We start from the raw sequence: 18,292 nt of genomic DNA, 5'->3' as shown, positions 1-18,292 counted from the left end.
ATAGCTGAACATCCACAGGCTCAAACTTGCCCGGCACGAATCGATTTTATTCGGTGCAGCCCTGCACGGTCTGCCTCAGGGTTGCCAATACGCCATCTTTTACAAGAACTTGCCAGAGGAATAGTCGTGGATTCTCGATTGAATGCCTTTCTTGAGCGTGCCGACGCGGTACTGGCTCGCCTGGAGCCCTTGTTGCCTGCCCCGCGCGAAGCCGTTGACTGGAACCATTGCCTGGCTGCCCGTTGGCAGCGCGAAGGTCGCAGCGGCTTTTTATTGCCACTGGAAGTCAGCCTGGATATGCGCCTGTCCGACCTGATCGGCGTGGATAAACAGCGCGAACAATTGGCCCGTAACACCCAACAGTTTCTCGACGGCCTGCCGGCCAACCATGCGCTGCTCTGGGGCTCGCGCGGCACCGGTAAATCGTCCATGGTGCGCGCCTTGCTGGCCCAGCACGCCAAGGCCGGGCTGCGCCTGATCGAAATCGAGCGCGATCACCTGGCGGACTTGCCGCGGGTGGTCGAGCAACTGATCAAATTGCCACAACGCTTTGTGTTGTTCTGCGATGACCTGTCTTTCGAAGCCGGCGAGAGCGATTATCGTGTGCTCAAGAGCGTACTCGACGGCTCCCTGGAGCAGGCGCCGGAAAACGTCCTGTTGTATGCCACCTCCAACCGTCGTCACCTGGTGCCCGAGAACCAGAGCGATAACGAGAACTGGAAGACCATAGACGGCGAGCTGCATCCCAACGAAGCGGTGGAGGACAAGATTGCCCTGTCTGACCGTTTCGGTTTGTGGCTGTCGTTTTACCCGTTCAATCAGGAGCACTTCCTGGATGTGGTCGAGCACTGGATCGGCGAGTTGGCGAGCAAGGCCGGTCTGCAGTGGCAACGCGATGAAGAGTTGGACATCCTCGCGGTGCGCTGGGCCACCGGGCGCGGTAATCGCAACGGCCGTTGTGCCTATCAGTTCGCCCGCTACTGGGTGGGCCTCAAGTTGTTGGAGCGTCAACCATGATTGATTTGCAACAGGCTGGAACCGGCCTCGATGGCTACGCCATGCTGCATGCGCAGCTGGAATCGCTGTTGGCGGATGAGCGGGATTTCATTGCCAATGCCGCGCAGTTTTCTGCGTTCCTGTTCAACCAGCTGGATGATCTGAACTGGGCAGGCTTCTACCTCAACCGCAATGAAGAGCTGGTGCTCGGGCCGTTCCAGGGGCAGATCGCCTGTGTGCGCATTCCGTTTGGTCGCGGTGTGTGCGGCGCGGCAGCGGCCTCGCGGCAAACCCAGCGGGTGGAAGACGTGCATGCATTCCCGGGGCATATCGCCTGTGACAGTGCGTCCAACAGCGAGTTGGTCGTCCCGTTGGTCAAGGACGGGCGCTTGATTGGTGTGCTCGACCTGGACAGCCCATCGCTGTCGCGGTTTACCCCGCAGGATCAGGCCGGCATCGAGCAGTTGGCGGCGATTTTCCTGCGGTTGACCGATTGTTGATGGGGTGAGTCTCCTGCAGGAGCGAGCAAGCTCGCTCCTGCAGACTATCGACAGTCCAGCACGTCCAGTTGCATCTGCAGCATCCTTTCCAGCTCAAGCATGGATTTCTCTATTGCCTTGATGCCCGCCTCGATAACGTGTGGTGTCTCGCGTTCGCCACACGCCTGCTCCAACGCTTCGCATTGTCCGGACAAGGTATCGGCCTGGATGATCCGGGCGGCGCCCTTGATCTTGTGGGCCTGGTCGATCAGGTCGCCGGGCGCGGCTTGCCGTGCCAGCATGGCCATCAGCTCGACCCGATCATTCCGGCTGCTGCTGAGCAACTCCTCGAGCAAACGCCGGCTCAACTGTGGGTCACCGCCCGTCATCGCGTCCAGGCTTTGCAGGGTAAACACGTTGCGGGTGGGCAGCGGATCGACCTGCGCCAGGTGCTGTTCCAGCGCAGTAAGACTGATGGGTTTGAACAGGCAGTCATTCATGCCGGCGTCAAAGCAGCGTTGTTTCTCCTCGGGCTGCGCGTTGGCGGTGAAGCCGAGTATCACGCACGGGGTTTTCTGCTCGCGCTCCTCATACTCGCGAATGGAGTGACTCAATTCGTAGCCGTTCATGATCGGCATATTGCAGTCGGCAATGACCAGGTCGAAGTGTTCCTGGCGCCAGGCCTGGAACCCCGCAGCACCATGATGGGCCGCGGTGAACTGATGCCCCAGGAAACCCAGTTGCTGGCACATCAGCAAGCGGTTGGCCGGATGGTCATCCACCACCAGCACGTTGAGTACTGGCGCCGGCGTGGCCGCGGCCGGTTCAAGCTTGTCTACGGCCTTGACCGGCGGCAGGCTGGTCATCTTCAGGCTGACGTGGACCTGGGTGCCTACCATGGGCACGCTGCTCAGGCTCAATTGCCCGCCCATCATGGCGCACAGGCTGCGACAGATCACCAGGCCAAGGCCGGCGCCGCTCCTGGCCAGGTGCCCGGAGTTGTCGGCCTGGGCGAACGGCTCGAACAGGCGTAGCTGGTCTTCGCGATTGATCCCGATGCCGGTGTCCTCCACTACCAGTTTCATCTCGATCTGTTGAGGTTGCCCGGTCGCCTTCAGCTGCACCTTGATCTTCACCTGCCCGCGTTCAGTGAACTTGATCGCATTGCTCACCAGGTTCGAGAGCACCTGCTTGAACCGCAGAGGGTCGATCAGTACGTCGGTATCCTCGACATCGGGGGTGAACTCCAGCACCAGGCTCAGGGTTTTCTGGCGCGCCAGGCCATCGAACACGCGGACCACCGACTCGATGACTTCGCGCAGGTTGACCCGCTCCGGGGCCAGGCTCAACCGACCGGACTCGATACGTGCAATGTCCAGAATGTCGCCGATCAACTCCAGCAGGTCCTTGGCCGAGTTGTAGGCGACCTCGATCGCAGGGCGATCAAGATGACCCTGATCGGCGCGCTTGAGTGTCAATTCCAGCATGCCAATGACGGCGTTCATCGGCGTGCGGATTTCGTGGCTCATGGTGGCCAGGAACGTACTTTTCGCGCGATTGGCCTCGTCGGCGCGTTCCTTGGCGGCGCGCAGCTCGTCGAACAACTGGCGCCGTTCGCTGATATCGATCCAGCCGCCAATGATGCCCTGGACCTCGCCCACGGAGTCGCGGTAGGGGAGGATCCAGTGGTAGATCGTGAGTTTTTTCCCGTGCACGTGCAGGGTGCGATCAAGGATCAACGGTTTACCCTCGGCCACTACCCGCTGGTAGTCGGCATGGTACTGCGCCGCCTCCGTCTCAAGGGCCATGCTCATCTGCGTGATGCTTTTGCCGATGACGTCTTCACGCTTGATGTCGAACGTCTGCAGGTAGCTGTCGTTGCAGGTCTGCAGATAGCCGTTGTGGTCGCGTACGTAGATCGGATGGGGCGTTTCATTGACCAGCGCCCGCATGAACTCGAACTGGTCGTTAAGGGCGCGCTCGGCCAGTTTTCGGTGCTTGATCTGGCGCTGCAGGTAGCCGTTCCAGGCCAGGGAAATCAACAGCAGCAGCCCGGTGCCGATGATGATCTGGGCAATCAGGCGATGGTAATTGCGCCAGTAGCCATCGGACGCTGCGTTGTAGCCTCGCCAGCGGCTGTTGATCGCCGCCATCTCATCCGGGGCGATACTCAGCAGTGCCTTGTCCAGGATCGAACTCAGCTCCGTGGCGTGTCGGGACGTCGCCAGGGCAAACGTCGCAGGCAACGTGCCGATGCTGGAACTGATCTGCAGTTTGTCCTGGAATGCCGGAGAAGAAAGCAGGTAGTTGGCGATCACCAAAGGGTTCACTGCGCCGTCGACTTGCCCCTGTGCCAGCAATTCCGATGCCTTGAAGGTATCCCCGGTTTCCACCAGATTTATCTGCGCAAATGCCTGCTGCAGGAATTTTTCCAGCTGATTGCCCTGGGTAATCGCCAGGCGCTTGCCGGCCAGTTCTTGAAGGCTTGTGGGCGCGCCCGGCTCTTTACGGGTCAATAATACGTAGGAGTTTTCCAGGTAGGGGCGGCTGAAGTTCAACTGGGACTCGCGCCCGGTACTGGGGGTAATTGCGCCGATGATGTCGGCTGCGCCGGTCTGCACCAGTTCCATCATGTTGGCGACGTCACGCACGTGTTGAATCTCGAAGCGCAGGCCGGTTCGCAGGCGGATCAGCTCCAGCACGTCGGCGGTGACGCCCCGGAACTTGCCGTCGGTATCAAAGAACGTCAGGGGGGCGAGGGTTTCATTGACCACCACCTTCACCACGGGGTTGTCCTTGAGCCAGCGCTCTTCGCGCAGGCTCAGTTGCAGCTTGCGGTCGGTCAGCAGAATGTCGCTGCCCGCACTCCAGCGCTTGGCGATGCTGTCACGCTCATAGGTTGATACGCCATCGAGCACTGAGTCGATGATACTCAGGAGAATGGGTTGATCCTTGCGCAAGGCGAAGCTGAACCCGTGGGCCTCGTGCTTGCCGAAGTTGGCCATGCGGATATTTTTCAGGTAGCCCTTGTTGATCATGTAGTGAGTGGAAATGGTGTCGCCCAGGAATACGTCAGCCTGGTCGAATGCCACGGCATTCAAGGCATTTTGATAGGACGGGTAGGCGTGGATGGTCGCCTTGGGGTACAGCGCCTGCACTTCGTCCATGGGCAGGTAATGGTAGACAAGACTCAGGCGCAGGCCGGCCAGGCCGTCGCCAAGGTCGCGGTTCTCAGCTTCACGGGTCACCAGTACCGGCTGATCCACTGCGTAGGGCAGTGACAGGACGATGTCGGGATTCGCCGCTTCAAAACCGTTGGCAGACCCCAGAAAATCGATTTCGCCGTTTGCCAGCGCCTGGATCGCGGCTTCACGGGAGGAGTAGCGCAACACGGTGAGCGGTATCGCCAGTGTCCTGGCCAGCAGCCCGGCGTAATCGGCAGTCAGCCCTTCATAATCACGCCCGCTGGAGGTGATGTCGAAGGGCGGATAGTCGGGTGCAGAGGTGCCCAGTATCAGTTCCCGTTTGTTCTGCAGCCACTGGCGCTGTGTCTTGTTCAGGGGGGTGTCCAGTTGAACGGCACCGGCACGCCCCAGCAGGGCATATTGCTCGGGAACAGTTTGTTCGGCAGGCACGGAAGTGCTGAGGCACACCCCGATACTCAATATGATTAGATAGTCCTTTAATCGCCTGGGCATCCGATTTCTCACACTAGCGCGTTACGTTTTGCCATCTCGATAAGTTCTACCAAGGATTTGGCTTTCAGTTTTTGCATGAGCCTTTTTTTGTAAGTGCTGACGGTCTTGTTGCTGAGAAACATGCCCTTGGCGATTTCCTTGTTTGTCCGGCCTTGGGCAAAAAGTTGTAATACCATGAGTTCACGATCGTTGACGACTTTGAACAGTTCAAGCTCTTCATTGTTATCCGTTTCGTTAGTGCTGCCGTTAAGGGCCTGGCTCGGGAAGTAGTTGTAACCTGACAAGACCGCCCTGATGGCACTGAGCAGTTCGCTCAAGTCACCTTCCTTGCACACATAGCCATCCGCGCCGGAGCGCATGCACCGGGTAGCAAAGAGCTTGGGGGTCTGGGCAGTGAGTATTAACGTCTTGGTCGGCGTACTCATTGCGTTGAACCGGCACAGCACTTCCAGGCCATCGAGTTTCGGAATGCCGATATCAAGGATAATCAGGTCAGGCTGACACTCCTTGACCATTTGTATCGCATCACAACCGTTATCGGCTTCTCCCACTACTTTATAGCCTTCGTGTTCTAACAACATCCGAATGGCAAGTCGGATGACGGGGTGGTCGTCAATAATAAAAACTGAGTTCATGATCAAATTCCATACAGGCGCAAATAAAGTCGGCACATTAGCTCACATGGCAATGAAGGAGGATGAACTTGATGTGGAACAAACGTAAAACAAGAATAATCCTACATCAAAAAAAGCAAGGGATTACGCTCTGTAAGGTGTTTGTTGTTTGGGTGTAAGAGTTTTGCGTGGGTGGAATTTAAAAGTAACTGGTCGTGAGAGGGCAGCGTTATAAAGAGGCGTTTTCGGATTGCCCGGGTGTTTAACTTCCTACTTTTCTGTTGAGCGAGTAAGGCGTGATTGGCGTATGAGTTCATTCAGCTCAAGGTGGCTTAACGGCTTCGACAAATAGCCAAGTAATGGAAAGTTGCGTCGGGATGCCTGGGCCATCAGGTGTTCCAGTTCATTGACGGGCAGGCCGCTGAGCAATATCGCGGACCTTATAAAGCCTCTGCGGTTGGCAATTTCAATCAACTCCAGCCCAGGCAAGTCGGGCAAACATTGATCACAGAGCAGAATATCGAATGGCACGTCGGTTTGTGTCATCAGCCGCATTGCCTGTTCTGCATTCTCGGCCAGTGCCAGGTCGTGGTAGCCATAGTTTCGTAGCAGGCATTGGGTGGCCAGCAATTGAAAGGGGTGATCCTCCACCAACAGGATGCGAAGTTGTTCGAGCATGGTTTTTTCCATGGAATGGACAAGAGCCCTGAAGACGCTCCACCAGGGCGTGTAGTAAGAAGTTAATGGGCCCGCCAGCTATCGGGCGCAGGAGCAGGTCGAAAGACTGCGGTCAGGGCGCGCGATTATTCATCGCGGCGGGGAAGAACTTCGATCAGGCCGCTCTGTTCCGTGCGTAGGGCGATTCTTTGAAAAGTCGCCCTGGCCATCAGCCAGGGCTCCGATTTATTGCGGGCTGGAGCGGCCGGTCATCTCGCGGGCCATCTCGCTGGCGTAGCTGTCAGTCATGCCGGCGATAAAGTCGATCATGCGCAGGAAGGACGCGTGCAATGACCAGGAGGGATCCGGGGCGCTATTGCCCAACAGGTCGAGGATGCGTCGGTTCTTGAACGACGGGGTGCGACCGCCATGTTGTTCCAGGGCCGCGCCGCAGAAGGCATTCAAGAGGATTTCCAGGGTGGTGTAGGCGCCGATCTCATGCAGGGTCTTGCGCTTGTCCTGGAAAATCTTCTTGCGGGCCATGTCCTTGGCATCCAGCACGCAGCGCTTGGCCGGGCCGTGCATATGTTCCACCAGGTCCCCCGGCAGGGTGCCGGCCAGCAGCGCGTCCTGTTGTTCGACGAACGCCCGGGCCGCGGCGTTGGTCAGGTGTTCGATGGCCTTGCCTCGCAGGATCGCCAGCTTGCGTCGCCGGGAATCCAGCGGGCCGAGTTGCCGATAGGTTTGCGGCAAGTCGTCGCCCACCAGGTCCAGCAGCAGTGACTCGACCTCGGCGTATTCCAGCAGCTCCATTTCCAGGCCGTCTTCGAGGTCGATCAATGCGTAGCAGATATCGTCGGCCGCCTCCATCAGGTACACCAGCGGGTGCCGGGCCCAGCGTTGTTCTTCCAACTGCGGCAAGCCGAGCTTCTGGGCGATCTGCTCCAGGATCGGCAGTTCGCTCTGGTAGCAGCCGAACTTGTGTTTCTTGTAGCCCAGGGAGTCGGCGTGGCGGGCGGTCCAGGGGTATTTCAGGTAGGTGCCCAAGGTGGCGTAGGTCAGGCGGGTGCCACCATCAAATTGGTGGTATTCCAGTTGCGTGAGTACCCGGAAGCCCTGGGCATTGCCTTCGAAATTGAGGAAGTCATTGCGTTCGGCGCTGCTCATGTCATCCAGCCAGCCACGGCCTGAAGCTTGCTGGAACCAGTGCCGGATCGCGTCCTCGCCGGAATGGCCGAAGGGTGGGTTGCCGATGTCATGGGCCAGGCAGGCCGACTGCACCACCATGCCCAGGTCGCTCGGGTCGCACCAGTCGGGCAGGGCACTGCGGATGGTCTCGCCTACGCGCATGCCCAGGGATCGTCCCACGCAACTGACTTCCAGGGAGTGGGTCAGCCGGGTGTGGATGTGATCGTTGCTGGTCACCGGGTGCACTTGCGTCTTGCGGCCCAGGCGGCGAAACGCACCGGAAAAGATGATGCGGTCATGGTCTTTGTGAAACGGACTGCGCCCCAGTTCTTCCGGGCTGTGCAGGGGTTTTCCAAGGCGTTCGCGGGTAAGCAGGGTGGGCCAATCCAAGGCGGGTACTCTCCGTGCGGTGAATGACGGCTCCCAGCTTCCCGGTTCAGCCAGGCCTTCGCAAGCGAAAAACTACAGGCCGGCGGCGTCGATATCGATTAACAGCAGGCGCTGACCATTATCAAAGAATTGTCCGGCAGTCAGGCAGTACTGGTTGGTCGTGGCATCGCGATAGGTTGAGGACAGGGTCAGCCGCCGCTCCTCCCAACCTTCGGCCAGCAAATGATAAAAATACGGACGCCATGACCAGTTGTGGCCCAGGTAGCGGCTGTCGGCTTGCCAGGCGCCCTGGTGCCATTCGAAGTTGGGCGTCAGTTGCGTGCCATGCCGGTCGCACTGGTAAAAACGCAGCAGCCAGGGAAACCCCGGCAATTGCGGCAGATGGCTCAGTGGTGCGCGGGTGTGGGCCCAGGTTTGCAGGATCTGCATCAGCTCCGCCAGTTGCTGGCGCAGTTGCATGATCCGGCCACGTTCGGCGAGCTTCTGTTGGACATAGCCGGTGCGCAACTGGGCGAAGCGCGGCACGAATGCGTCGGTGTCGAACCAGTCCAGTTGGGCCTGGGCGAACAGGTAGCCCTGGACATAACGCGAACCGCATTCCAGGGCGAAATTCAGTTGGGCCTCGGTTTCCACCCCTTCGGCGATGATCCAGCAGCCGGTTTTTTCCGCCATTTGCGCCAGTGCCCGTACCACCTCACCGCTCGGGCCACCGCGGGCCGCGGCCTGGAACAGGCGCATGTCCAGCTTGAGAATGTCCGGCTGCAAGGCCAGCACCCGGTCCAGCTGCGAATAGCCGGCGCCGAAGTCATCAATGGCAATCCGCGCGCCGGCCTCGCGGTAGCGCTCGACGACTTCGGCCAGGCGCAGGATATCGCCGCCCAGTTCAGTGATCTCGAACACGATGCGGCGCGGGTCGACGTTATGCAGTTGCAATTGCTTCAGGCTCGGCAGCGCCTGGCCCGGGCGCAGGCGGGTGATCCAGCGTGGCGAGATATTCAGGCTGAGGAACCACTCCTGCGGGGCCTCATGCAGGCGGCTCAGGGCATTGTCACGGATCTGCCGGTCCAGGCGGCGCAAGGCCACCGAGGGCGTGCGCGGGTCGGCGAACAGCGGACCCACCGAGCGCAGTTGGCCATTCGCCTGGCGTAGGCGGCCCAGGGCTTCTACGCCGGCGATGCGGCCGGTGGCGGTGTCGATGAATGGCTGGAAGCAGGCGAGCGGTTGCCCGTCGATCACGGGGCCTCCTTAAAAGACCGGAAATAAAAAAGGCCCGGCCCTCAATGGAGAGGGCCGGGCCTGATCTGTTTGCAAGAATGCAGCCAGCACGCTCAACTTTTGCGCGAAGCACCTTGCATGGCCAGTTTGATCAGCGGGATCAAGCCGGCACCCAGCCGCACCAGGCGGGTCATGGTGCCGATTCCGCCGCCCTTGGCGCCTTTGCCGGTGAGAAACCCCAGCAGCGTCACCACGCCCACGCCCCACAGCGGCGCGTGCTTGATGCCAAAACCGTCCTGCCAGCTCTGGCCCATGTTGCGGACCTTTTGCAGCGGCAGCATCAGTTGCTGGGACTCGTGACGGATTTCCTGGCGGTGCATTTCCATGCGCAGGCGGATCAACGCCTTGCGCATTTCTCGCCGGGAAGTGTTTTGCGGCAATTCAGTCATGCTCATGGCAGCAGGCGCTCCCGGTCGTTGGCCAGCTCTTCGAGGGTGGCGTGGAACGGCGTGGACTCATCGAACACCGCCGCCTTCAGGCGCAACCCGCAGAATGCTGCGGCCAGTATGTAGAACACACACAGGCTGATAATCCCGGTCAGGCGGTAGGTATCCCACACCAGGATCATCACCAGCGCCGACAAACCCACCAGCAACAGCAAGGCAAACACCAGCGCCAGGCCGGCGAACAGCAACAGGCTGACGGTGCGGGCTTTCTGCTCCTGCAACTCGATGCCGAACAGCTCGACATGGCTGTGCAGCAAACCCAGGACAGCCGCGCCCAGGCGCCGTGAAGTAGAACTTGGGCCCGTGGACGAGCCGGATTCGCCGATAGACATGATTAGCGCCTTGTAGCCAGCAGGCCGATCAAAAAGCCCACGCCGGCCGCAATGCCGACGGACTGCCAGGGGTTGGCCTGCACATAGTCTTCAGTGGCCGTGACCGCCGCCTGGCCGCGTTCGCGCAGGGAGTCTTCGGTCAGTTGCAGGGTTTCACGGGCCTTGAGCAGGCTTTCGTGAATCTTGCTGCGCAGCTCGTCAGCCTGGTCACCGGCGAGGATCGCCGTGTCGTCCAGCAGCTTCTCGGTATCGCTGACCAGGGTTTGAAAATCCGCCATCAGTATTTCTTGAGCAGTCTTTGCCGTTTTTCTGGCCATGGTTATCTCCGTGAGTGGCTGGTCTGTTTACTTCTGGTTTCGAGTCACCGGTGTCGGTGAAGGTTCACTGCAATTGTCTGGTACAGCTTTTGCTTTGCCTTGGTGCGCAGGCCCGGGGCCTTGCGCTGAATCCGGGCGGTTGGGGCTCAAACCCTGAAAAACCTTACCCTAAATAACTAAAACTCGCGGAAAAACCCTGTCGGATTCTGCCTTTTTCAATGATCGCTGCGCCAAAGCGGTTCACGGCCTCAAACGAGGGTCGGATCGTTGGTGCCAATTTAGTGCGCATCATGAAGGTCATGAACTGCTTTGGTGCTTTTTCCTGCATGTGCAGGCCTGCCATCCTCCATGGAAAATTTGCAAAGCGCGGTGGACACCCTCGTCCACAGCTCCAACACGTTGTTCATTCTGATTGGTGCGGTCATGGTCCTGGCCATGCACGCCGGCTTTGCCTTCCTGGAAGTCGGCACGGTACGCCAGAAGAACCAAGTCAATGCCCTGTCGAAAATCCTCAGCGACTTCGCGATTTCCACACTGGCCTATTTCTTTATAGGCTATTGGATCTCCTACGGCGTGACCTTCATGCAACCGGCGGCGGTGATCAGCGCCGACCACGGCTACGGCCTGGTGAAGTTCTTCTTCCTGCTGACCTTCGCGGCGGCGATCCCGGCGATCATTTCCGGGGGAATCGCCGAGCGTGCACGTTTTGTTCCGCAACTGTGTGCCACTGCGTTGATCGTAGCCTTCATCTATCCGTTTTTCGAAGGCATGGTGTGGAACGGCAACTACGGACTGCAAGCCTGGTTGCTGGCCACCTTCGGCGCCAGCTTCCATGACTTTGCCGGCAGCGTCGTGGTGCACGCCATGGGCGGCTGGCTGGCGCTGGCGGCGGTGCTGTTGCTGGGGCCAAGGCAGGGGCGTTATCGGGAAGGGCGCCTGGTGGCGTTCGCGCCGTCGAGTATTCCATTCCTCGCGTTGGGCTCGTGGATCTTGATTGTCGGCTGGTTCGGCTTCAACGTCATGAGTGCGCAAACCCTGTCCGGGGTCAGTGGGCTGGTGGCGGTCAATTCGTTGATGGCGATGGTCGGTGGCACGGTAGCGGCATTGGTGATCGGGCGTAACGACCCAGGCTTCTTGCACAACGGTCCATTGGCCGGGTTGGTGGCGATCTGTGCCGGTTCCGACCTGATGCACCCGGTGGGCGCGTTGGTGACCGGCGTGGTGGCGGGCGGCTTGTTCGTCTGGTTCTTCATTGCCGCCCAGGATCGCTGGAAGATCGACGATGTGCTGGGTGTATGGCCGTTGCACGGGCTGTGCGGCGTGTGGGGCGGGATTGCCTGCGGGATCTTCGGCCAGACCGCCCTGGGCGGCCTGGGCGGCGTCAGTCTGATCAGCCAGTTGATCGGCACCGCGCTGGGGGTAGTGGTAGCCCTGGCCGGCGGCTTCCTGGTGTATGGGGTGATCAAGCGCGTTTACGGGCTGCGCTTGAGCCAGGAAGAGGAGTATTACGGCGCGGATTTGTCGATCCACAAGATTGGCGCGGTCAGTCAGGATTGAGGGGCGCGTCCCCTTCGTTCTGGTTGCAGCCATGTAACAGCCGGTACCGGCTCTGGCGCACTTCATCGACACGGCCTTGCACCTGCTGCTCCGACAACCCCAGCAGGATCAACGCATGGGAGGCGAGCATCAGGCTCGACTCCAGCAACTCGGGCACCACTTCAGTGGCGCCGGCGGCTTTCAGTTCGGCCAGCTGACTGTCGTCGCGGGTGCGTACCAGGATCGGCACGGTCAGGTTGATCCGCCGCGCTTCGTTGAGCACGGCCAGGGCGACGTCGCTGTTGTCCACCGCGATCACCACCAGGCGCGCACGTTCCAGGCCGACCGCGCTGAGCAGGGCGCCACGGCGGCAGTCGCCGTAATGCACGGCGCTGTCTTCGGTAGAAGCTTCCTGGACTCGCTCCGGGTCGTCATCAAGGGCAATGAACGCCTGTTGTTCACGGTGCAGGAAGCGCCCGATGGACTGGCCAACCCGGCCGTAGCCGCAGATCACCGCGTGGTCGCGCAGCTCGGCATTCAGGGCCGTAATCTCTTCAAGCTGTACTTGCTGGTTGGGCTTGCGGTGCAGGCGCAGGGCAATCGCGGGTGCAGCCCTGAGCAACAGCGGAGTCAATAGCATCGAGCAGAAGGTGGCAGCCAGCAGCAGGCCGCTGATGTCGGCGGGCAGCAGGCGGCTTTGCTGCATTTGCGCCATCAAGGCGAAACAGAACTCGCCGCCCTGGGCCAGCGCCAGGCCGCTGCGCCAGGCGGTTTCACCGTCGCTGCCGCGCAGTTGCACCAATAGCGCGACCACACAGCCTTTGATCAACATCAGCGTGAGGGTCAGGCCGAGAATCAACAGGCTATGACTGACGAACAGTTGCAGGTCGATCAGCATGCCGATGCTGACAAAAAACAGTCCTAGCAGGATGTCGCGAAACGGACGGATATCGGCTTCGATCTGATGGCGGTAATGGCTTTCCCCCAGCAGCATGCCGGCGAGAAACGCACCGAGTGCCGGGGACAGGCCCAGCAAGTGGGTCAGCCAGGCGGTGAGCAGTACGATCACCAGTGCCAGCAGCACGAACAATTCGGCCGAATGGGACGCCGCCACCTCACGGAACAAACGCGGCAGCAACCAGCGGCTGGCCAGCAGCAGGCCGAGGAACAGCACCACGGTTTTGCCCAGGGTCAGTGGCAATGCCCAGTACCAGGCTTGCTCGCTGTTACCGGCGAACACTGGCACGAGGGTCAGCAGCAATACGGCCACTACATCCTGGAACAGCAATACCCCAATCGCATTCTGGCCATGGCTGCTGAAGATTTCGCCGAGGCTGGTCAGCTCCTTGCTGACGATGGCGGTGGACGACAGTGCCAGTCCCGCACCGAGCAACAGCGCGGTGGTCGGCGACAGGCCGAACAGTGCCAGCAAACCGCCCAGCAGCAACCCGCAGCACAGTACCTGCAGGCTGCCCAAGCCAAACACCACCCGGCGCAGGCTGAGCATTTTGTTGAGAGAAAACTCCAGGCCCAGGGAAAACAGCAGGAACACCACACCCAGTTCGGCAAGGTCTGGCAACTCTTCGCTGTCATTGACCCAGTCGAGGGCGGTGGGGCCCACGGCCAGGCCAACACACAGATAGCCCAGCACCGGCGGCAGTTGCAGGCGACGAAACAGCGCAATCACCACCAGGGAGGAGGCCAGGATAATCAGCAGGTTGGCAAACACATGCAGCTCCATTGCAGGTATTACGGGAAAAAAGTCGCGAGAGTCGCTGAATCAGTTATACGCCATGCTGATCTGGGTCAGGCTTTTGCAGTGTCCCGACGCTGTTAGAATAGGTGCCTGATTCTTCTTGGACCCGTTGCCATGCTTCCTGAATGTCAGTTGTTCGGCACCCTGGGCTGCCATCTGTGTGAGTTTGCCGAAGCCGAAATCATGCCGTTGGTCGAACACGGCCTGCTGGTGGAGTTGGTGGATATCGCCGATTCCGAGGCCCTGTATGAAGCCTACGGCCTGCGGATTCCGGTGCTGCGCCGGGTGGACACGGGCGCGGAGCTGGAGTGGCCGTTCGACGAAGCGCAGGTAGTGAACTTTCTTAGCTAGCACTCGGCGATGGCGAGTTCCCGATTATTCGGTTACTGTATGTTTGTACAGCGATTGAATGAGAGGGAACGCCCGTGGTGAATGTTGAACAACTGAAAAGCAGCGTCAATCGCATGTCCGCCGACGTCGTGCGCGACGCGGTGAACGAGCTGCGCCTCGATGGCCTGGTCACGGAAGGCAAGACGCCGTTTAACAAAGTGCATTTCAACACCTGCTTTGCCGAGATCGAGGCGCTGTTCCAGCGCGCGGGTTATCACAAGCAGCTGGATGTGGTGGGTTACCAGGGCTTGCTGTATGCGCTTTATGACCCGGGCCGCTGGGAAGCGGTGGATGTGCTGCGCTGGCTCAAGGAATTCACCGAGGCGGCCAGTGCGTCACCGGTGTTGCGCGCGGAATTGGCCAAGGCCTGAATCTGTGCTGGGCCTGATCCGGCAGCATGCGGGATAATGTGCGCCTGTATGTCCACGTCTTGAGCCTGCCATGTCCGTTTTTTCCGCTGCCCAGCACCAAGCCAGCACCTTGTACCTGCCGCCAGGCGCCTGGGCCACCGTGCTGGATTGCCTGTGTGAGCACTTCCAGGCCATCAGCCGTGAGCAATGGCTGGATCGCATCGCCCGGGGCAGGGTGCTGGACATCAATGGCACTCCCATCAATCAGGACCTCGCCTACCGCGAAGGCCTGTGCATCTACTACTTTCGCGAAGTACCGAACGAGAAAGTAATCCCGGTGCAGGAGACGATCCTGTACGCCGATGAACACCTGGTGGTAGCCGACAAGCCGCATTTCCTGCCAGTCACGCCTGCCGGTGAGTACGTCGAGCAGACCCTGTTGCGGCGTTTGATCCGTCGCCTGGACAACCCGGCGCTGGTGCCGCTGCATCGCATTGATCGGCATACCGCAGGGCTGGTGTTGTTTTCGGCCAACCCCCAGACGCGCTCGGCGTATCAACAGCTGTTTCCCACGCGCAAGATCGACAAGTTCTACGAAGCCATTGCCCCTGCATTGCCTGGGCTGACCTTTCCGCTGGTGCACAAAAGCCGGCTGGTGGATGGCGAGCCGTTCTTTCGCATGCAGGAAGGCGCGGGGGCGAGCAACACCGAGACGGCGGTCGAGGTGCGGGAAAAGAATGGCGACCTGTGGCGCTATGGCCTGTTTCCGGTGACCGGCAAGAAGCATCAGTTGCGGGTGCACATGACGGCCCTGGGCGCGAGTATCTGCAACGATCCGTTCTACCCCGACGTTATCAAGGATGCCGAGGACGACTACGCCAACCCGCTCAAGCTGCTGGCCCAGGGGGTGCGTTTCATCGACCCGGTCACCGGCCTTGAGCGCGACTTTCGCAGCGAGATCAGCCTGGACTGGTAAACCCCAGCAACGAAAAAGCCCGCATTACGCGGGCTTTTTTGTATCTGGCGTTAAGACTTACAGGTCTTTAACGGTGCGAACCTGATCCTTGTTGATCTGGGTGCGCTTGCCATCCAGCTGTTCGAATTCGTAGAAGCCGGTGGACTTGTCGAATTTAGGAGTGTCGACGGCCTGGATTTCGCGACCGTCATTCAGGGTGATCACTGTCGGCGAGGCGCAACCGGCAAGGGTAGCGAGGCCCAGTGCAAGCATGAGAGCGGCGATGGTCCGTTGAGTCATGAGTTTGTCTCCGAGAGAATGCTTTGTTGAGTACTGACCTTGTGACGTGTGTAACGTCGGCAAAGTTCCTTGTTCGACGCTCATTCTGACACGCTGGGCGGGCGGTGCAACAACTCCGGTGTATTGAGGTTGGCCAGGCGCGGATCGTCGGCGGGGCAATCCAGGGCCTTGGCCCCCAGCGCCTGCATGATCTGGCGCGGGCTGCGCTCGCCGGCTGCCCAGGCCCGCTCGAAGGGCTCGCGCAGCGAAGTGGGGATCACGCAGAGCAGCGGTTCCCAGAAATCGCCGTGGCGCACCATCACCGGCAGCAACGGGTTTTGCTGCGCCGTACTGCGCAGGTCGGCGAGCAATCGTGCATCGATCTGCGGCACATCGCACGGCAATACCAGCAGATGCCCATGCTGCGCCACCGCCAGTCCTGCGCGAATGCCGGCCAGTGGCCCTGGAAAGTCGGGGCTGTCATCGCCTACCAATCGGTCGGCGTAGGCCGCGTACTGCGCCTGGTTGCGATTGCAGGAGATGATCAGGTCGTCGGTCAACGGCCGCACCAGGCGATGCAGGTGCGCAATCAGTGGCTGCCCGTGCCAGTCCAGCAGGCCCTTGTCGAGGCCGCCCATGCGCTGGCCACGACCGCCGGCCAGCAAAAGGATCGAGCAGGGCAGTGGGGAAGAATGGCTTGGCATGACGGCTCCTGCGGGCAGTGAAATGGGGGGCTGTGATATAACATCGGGCTGTTCCTTCGACAACCGGACCGAGCCATGAAAGCCAAGGCTGATGCGCCCTTTGTACCCCTGAATATCGCTGTATTGACGGTCAGCGACACCCGCACCCTGGAAACCGACACCTCGGGCCAGGTCTTCGTCGACCGCCTGACCGCCGCCGGTCACCTGCTGGCCGAGCGAGTTTTGCTTAAAGATGATCTGTACAAAATCCGTGCGCAAGTGGCGCACTGGATTGCCGAAGACGTGGTGCAGGTGGTGTTGATCACCGGCGGCACCGGCTTCACCGGCCGCGACAGCACTCCGGAAGCGGTGAGCTGCCTGCTGGATAAACAGGTGGATGGTTTCGGCGAACTGTTCCGGCAAATCTCCGTGGCCGATATCGGCACCTCCACCGTGCAATCCCGTGCCCTGGCCGGCCTGGCCAACGGCACACTGGTGTGCTGCCTGCCGGGCTCCACCAACGCGGTGCGCACCGGTTGGGACGGGATTCTCGCCGAGCAACTGGATAACCGTCACCGCCCGTGCAACTTCGTCCCGCATTTGAAACAGGCCGAGCCCTGTGAATCCCGTGGGTAAGCCGGGCAAGACCGGCGCGTTGATGCCGGTGGAAGACGCCCTCGAACAATTGCTGGCGATGGCCGAGGCAGCGCCGATTCGCGAGCCGGAAACGTTGGCGCTGGCCGAGTGTGATGGTCGGGTGCTGGCCCAGGCGTTGATCTCCACGCTGGACTTGCCGCCCTGGCCCAACAGCGCCATGGACGGATACGCCCTGCGCCTGGCGGACTGGACCGGTGAGCCACTGGTAGTCAGCCAGCGCATTTTTGCGGGCACGGCACCCGAGCCCTTGGCTGCCGGTACCTGCGCGCGGATCTTCACCGGAGCCCCGGTACCGGAGGGCGCGGACTGCGTCGAGATGCAGGAAAACGCCGTGGTCCATGCCGATCAGCGGGTGAGCTTCACCGAAGCGTTGCAGGTGGATCAAAACATCCGTCCCCAAGGCCAGGAAACCACGGTGGGCGAGTGGGTGTTGCCAGCAGGTACACGCCTGGGCCCGATCGAGTTGGGCCTGGCGGCTTCACTGGGTCGTGATCGGCTGGAGGTGGTACGACGCGCCCGCGTGGCTGTGCTGTCCACCGGCGACGAGTTGATCGAGCCGGGCCTGCCGCTGGGCCCCGGGCAGATCTACAACAGCAATCGCCGGGTGCTGTGCAGCTGGCTGGAGCGCCTGGGCTGCGAAGTGGTGGATGCCGGGATCCTGCCGGACGACCTGGAACAAACCCGCGAACGCCTGGGCGCATTGGGCTCGGTAGACCTGATTCTGTCCACCGGCGGTGTGTCGGTGGGGGAGGCGGATTTTCTCGGGATTGCACTGCGGGAAGAGGGCGAACTGGCGCTGTGGAAGCTGGCAATCAAGCCGGGCAAGCCGCTGACGTTCGGGCATTTCCGTGGTGTACCGGTGATCGGTTTGCCGGGCAATCCGGCGTCGACGCTGGTGACCTTTGCCTTGCTGGCGCGGCCTTACCTGTTGCGCCGCCAGGGCGTGGAAGACGTGCAGCCGCTGCGCATTGAAGTGCCCGTGGGGTTTGTCTGGCCCAAGCCGGGGAATCGCCGCGAGTATTTGCGCGGGCGGCTGGAGCAGGGCAAGGCGATCATCTACCGCAACCAGAGCTCGGGTGTGCTGCGTAGCGCGGCGTGGGCCGAAGGTTTGGTAGAAGTGCTGGAGGGGACGACGCTGGAGATTGGTGACCGGGTCAACTTCATTCCGCTGAGTGAAGTGTTGAACTGAGCCCGATCTATCAAACAATGAAGATCAAAATGTGGGAGCGGGCTTGCTCGCGAAAGCGGTGGATCAGTCACCAGATGTATTGACTGACCCTCTGCATTCGCGAGC

At 60.6% G+C, this 18,292-nt stretch carries 19 protein-coding genes; 8 read left to right on the top strand and 11 right to left on the bottom strand.

Going from position 1 to position 18,292, the window contains the following annotated elements:
• Window positions 1-126: 126 nt before the first annotated feature.
• Window positions 127-1,017 (top strand): ATP-binding protein, encoded by an 891-nt coding sequence (locus tag HYE77_RS16445; protein WP_003209065.1) that lies wholly within the window; start codon window positions 127-129, stop codon window positions 1,015-1,017.
• Complete coding sequence (locus tag HYE77_RS16440) at window positions 1,014-1,496, top strand: GAF domain-containing protein (RefSeq protein ID WP_003209067.1); 483 nt, start codon at window positions 1,014-1,016, stop codon at window positions 1,494-1,496. Before HYE77_RS16445 ends, HYE77_RS16440 begins: the two co-directional genes overlap by 4 nt.
• Before the next feature lie 44 nt (window positions 1,497-1,540).
• Here the strand turns inward: HYE77_RS16440 and HYE77_RS16435 are convergent, their stop codons facing one another.
• The 8 genes from HYE77_RS16435 to HYE77_RS16400 form a co-directional block, all read right to left on the bottom strand.
• Window positions 1,541-5,173, bottom strand: a complete 3,633-nt coding sequence (locus HYE77_RS16435; RefSeq protein ID WP_177069002.1) for a transporter substrate-binding domain-containing protein — start codon at window positions 5,171-5,173, stop codon at window positions 1,541-1,543.
• 8 nt (window positions 5,174-5,181) lie between these two features.
• Window positions 5,182-5,808: a response regulator transcription factor gene (locus HYE77_RS16430; RefSeq protein WP_003209072.1), complete on the bottom strand. Its 627-nt coding sequence runs from the start codon at window positions 5,806-5,808 to the stop codon at window positions 5,182-5,184.
• Window positions 5,809-6,057: 249 nt separating this feature from the next.
• The gene (locus HYE77_RS16425) at window positions 6,058-6,465 is read right to left on the bottom strand and encodes a response regulator (RefSeq protein ID WP_003209073.1); all 408 of its coding nucleotides are present in this window, start codon (window positions 6,463-6,465) and stop codon (window positions 6,058-6,060) included.
• Between the two features lie 225 nt (window positions 6,466-6,690).
• Window positions 6,691-8,022 (bottom strand): deoxyguanosinetriphosphate triphosphohydrolase, encoded by a 1,332-nt coding sequence (locus HYE77_RS16420; protein ID WP_003209075.1) that lies wholly within the window; start codon window positions 8,020-8,022, stop codon window positions 6,691-6,693.
• Between the two features lie 72 nt (window positions 8,023-8,094).
• On the bottom strand, window positions 8,095-9,258 hold the full coding sequence (locus tag HYE77_RS16415; RefSeq protein WP_177047131.1) for an EAL domain-containing protein: 1,164 nt from the start codon (window positions 9,256-9,258) through the stop codon (window positions 8,095-8,097).
• 92 nt (window positions 9,259-9,350) lie between these two features.
• Window positions 9,351-9,692, bottom strand: a complete 342-nt coding sequence (locus HYE77_RS16410) for a hypothetical protein (RefSeq protein WP_008432159.1) — start codon at window positions 9,690-9,692, stop codon at window positions 9,351-9,353.
• Entirely contained in the window at window positions 9,689-10,075 is a 387-nt protein-coding gene (locus HYE77_RS16405) for a phage holin family protein (protein ID WP_003209078.1), read from the bottom strand. The genes HYE77_RS16410 and HYE77_RS16405 overlap by 4 nt, the downstream gene beginning before the upstream one ends.
• Before the next feature lie 2 nt (window positions 10,076-10,077).
• Window positions 10,078-10,392 carry a YqjD family protein gene (locus tag HYE77_RS16400; RefSeq protein ID WP_003209080.1) on the bottom strand — a complete coding sequence of 105 codons (315 nt, stop codon included), beginning with the start codon at window positions 10,390-10,392 and terminating at the stop codon, window positions 10,078-10,080.
• Between the two features lie 348 nt (window positions 10,393-10,740).
• Between HYE77_RS16400 and HYE77_RS16395 the strand changes: the two genes are divergently transcribed.
• Entirely contained in the window at window positions 10,741-11,949 is a 1,209-nt protein-coding gene (locus HYE77_RS16395; RefSeq protein WP_177047129.1) for an ammonium transporter, read from the top strand.
• Here HYE77_RS16395 and HYE77_RS16390 read toward each other — a convergent pair.
• A complete protein-coding gene (locus tag HYE77_RS16390) occupies window positions 11,936-13,657 on the bottom strand; it encodes a monovalent cation:proton antiporter-2 (CPA2) family protein (RefSeq protein ID WP_102368451.1) in 1,722 nt (573 codons plus the stop codon). The genes HYE77_RS16395 and HYE77_RS16390 overlap by 14 nt on opposite strands.
• 141 nt (window positions 13,658-13,798) lie before the next feature.
• Here HYE77_RS16390 and HYE77_RS16385 point away from each other — a divergent pair, with 141 nt between their 5' ends.
• The 3 genes from HYE77_RS16385 to HYE77_RS16375 all read left to right on the top strand — a co-directional run bounded on the left by HYE77_RS16385 (window position 13,799) and on the right by HYE77_RS16375 (window position 15,400).
• A complete protein-coding gene (locus tag HYE77_RS16385) occupies window positions 13,799-14,035 on the top strand; it encodes a glutaredoxin family protein (RefSeq protein WP_087694778.1) in 237 nt (78 codons plus the stop codon).
• Between the two features lie 74 nt (window positions 14,036-14,109).
• Window positions 14,110-14,445, top strand: coding sequence for a hypothetical protein (locus HYE77_RS16380; protein ID WP_003209087.1), 336 nt, complete (start codon window positions 14,110-14,112; stop codon window positions 14,443-14,445).
• Between the two features lie 70 nt (window positions 14,446-14,515).
• Window positions 14,516-15,400 carry a pseudouridine synthase gene (locus tag HYE77_RS16375; protein ID WP_003209088.1) on the top strand — a complete coding sequence of 295 codons (885 nt, stop codon included), beginning with the start codon at window positions 14,516-14,518 and terminating at the stop codon, window positions 15,398-15,400.
• A 57-nt stretch (window positions 15,401-15,457) separates the two neighbouring features.
• Here HYE77_RS16375 and HYE77_RS16370 read toward each other — a convergent pair whose 3' ends face one another.
• Together HYE77_RS16370 and mobA are read right to left on the bottom strand one after the other, a co-directional pair.
• Window positions 15,458-15,679: a YgdI/YgdR family lipoprotein gene (locus tag HYE77_RS16370; protein ID WP_003209090.1), complete on the bottom strand. Its 222-nt coding sequence runs from the start codon at window positions 15,677-15,679 to the stop codon at window positions 15,458-15,460.
• 80 nt (window positions 15,680-15,759) lie between these two features.
• Complete coding sequence (gene mobA / locus HYE77_RS16365) at window positions 15,760-16,362, bottom strand: molybdenum cofactor guanylyltransferase MobA (RefSeq protein ID WP_003209091.1); 603 nt, start codon at window positions 16,360-16,362, stop codon at window positions 15,760-15,762.
• A 75-nt stretch (window positions 16,363-16,437) separates the two neighbouring features.
• Here mobA and moaB point away from each other — a divergent pair, with 75 nt between their 5' ends.
• Complete coding sequence (gene moaB / locus HYE77_RS16360; protein ID WP_003209092.1) at window positions 16,438-16,977, top strand: molybdenum cofactor biosynthesis protein B; 540 nt, start codon at window positions 16,438-16,440, stop codon at window positions 16,975-16,977.
• A complete protein-coding gene (glp, locus tag HYE77_RS16355; RefSeq protein ID WP_177051903.1) occupies window positions 16,961-18,187 on the top strand; it encodes a gephyrin-like molybdotransferase Glp in 1,227 nt (408 codons plus the stop codon). The genes moaB and glp overlap by 17 nt, the downstream gene beginning before the upstream one ends.
• Window positions 18,188-18,292 lie beyond the last annotated feature (105 nt).

This window comes from Pseudomonas sp. IPO3774, assembly GCF_013386835.1.
Taxonomy (GTDB): domain Bacteria; phylum Pseudomonadota; class Gammaproteobacteria; order Pseudomonadales; family Pseudomonadaceae; genus Aquipseudomonas.
Note: the sequence above shows the minus strand (reverse complement) of the source record. Positions and strands in the feature narration are given on the sequence as shown.

Coding starts and splice junctions, on each gene's coding strand:
- HYE77_RS16435 (WP_177069002.1), bottom strand. CDS start 5,173: ATGCCCAGGCGATTAAAGGACTATCTAATCATATTGAGTATCGGGGTG.
- mobA (WP_003209091.1), bottom strand. CDS start 16,362: ATGCCAAGCCATTCTTCCCCACTGCCCTGCTCGATCCTTTTGCTGGCC.
- HYE77_RS16385 (WP_087694778.1), top strand. CDS start 13,799: ATGCTTCCTGAATGTCAGTTGTTCGGCACCCTGGGCTGCCATCTGTGT.
- moaB (WP_003209092.1), top strand. CDS start 16,438: ATGAAAGCCAAGGCTGATGCGCCCTTTGTACCCCTGAATATCGCTGTA.
- HYE77_RS16405 (WP_003209078.1), bottom strand. CDS start 10,075: ATGTCTATCGGCGAATCCGGCTCGTCCACGGGCCCAAGTTCTACTTCA.
- HYE77_RS16395 (WP_177047129.1), top strand. CDS start 10,741: ATGGAAAATTTGCAAAGCGCGGTGGACACCCTCGTCCACAGCTCCAAC.
- HYE77_RS16425 (WP_003209073.1), bottom strand. CDS start 6,465: ATGCTCGAACAACTTCGCATCCTGTTGGTGGAGGATCACCCCTTTCAA.
- HYE77_RS16430 (WP_003209072.1), bottom strand. CDS start 5,808: ATGAACTCAGTTTTTATTATTGACGACCACCCCGTCATCCGACTTGCC.
- HYE77_RS16410 (WP_008432159.1), bottom strand. CDS start 9,692: ATGAGCATGACTGAATTGCCGCAAAACACTTCCCGGCGAGAAATGCGC.
- HYE77_RS16370 (WP_003209090.1), bottom strand. CDS start 15,679: ATGACTCAACGGACCATCGCCGCTCTCATGCTTGCACTGGGCCTCGCT.
- HYE77_RS16400 (WP_003209080.1), bottom strand. CDS start 10,392: ATGGCCAGAAAAACGGCAAAGACTGCTCAAGAAATACTGATGGCGGAT.
- HYE77_RS16440 (WP_003209067.1), top strand. CDS start 1,014: ATGATTGATTTGCAACAGGCTGGAACCGGCCTCGATGGCTACGCCATG.
- HYE77_RS16375 (WP_003209088.1), top strand. CDS start 14,516: ATGTCCGTTTTTTCCGCTGCCCAGCACCAAGCCAGCACCTTGTACCTG.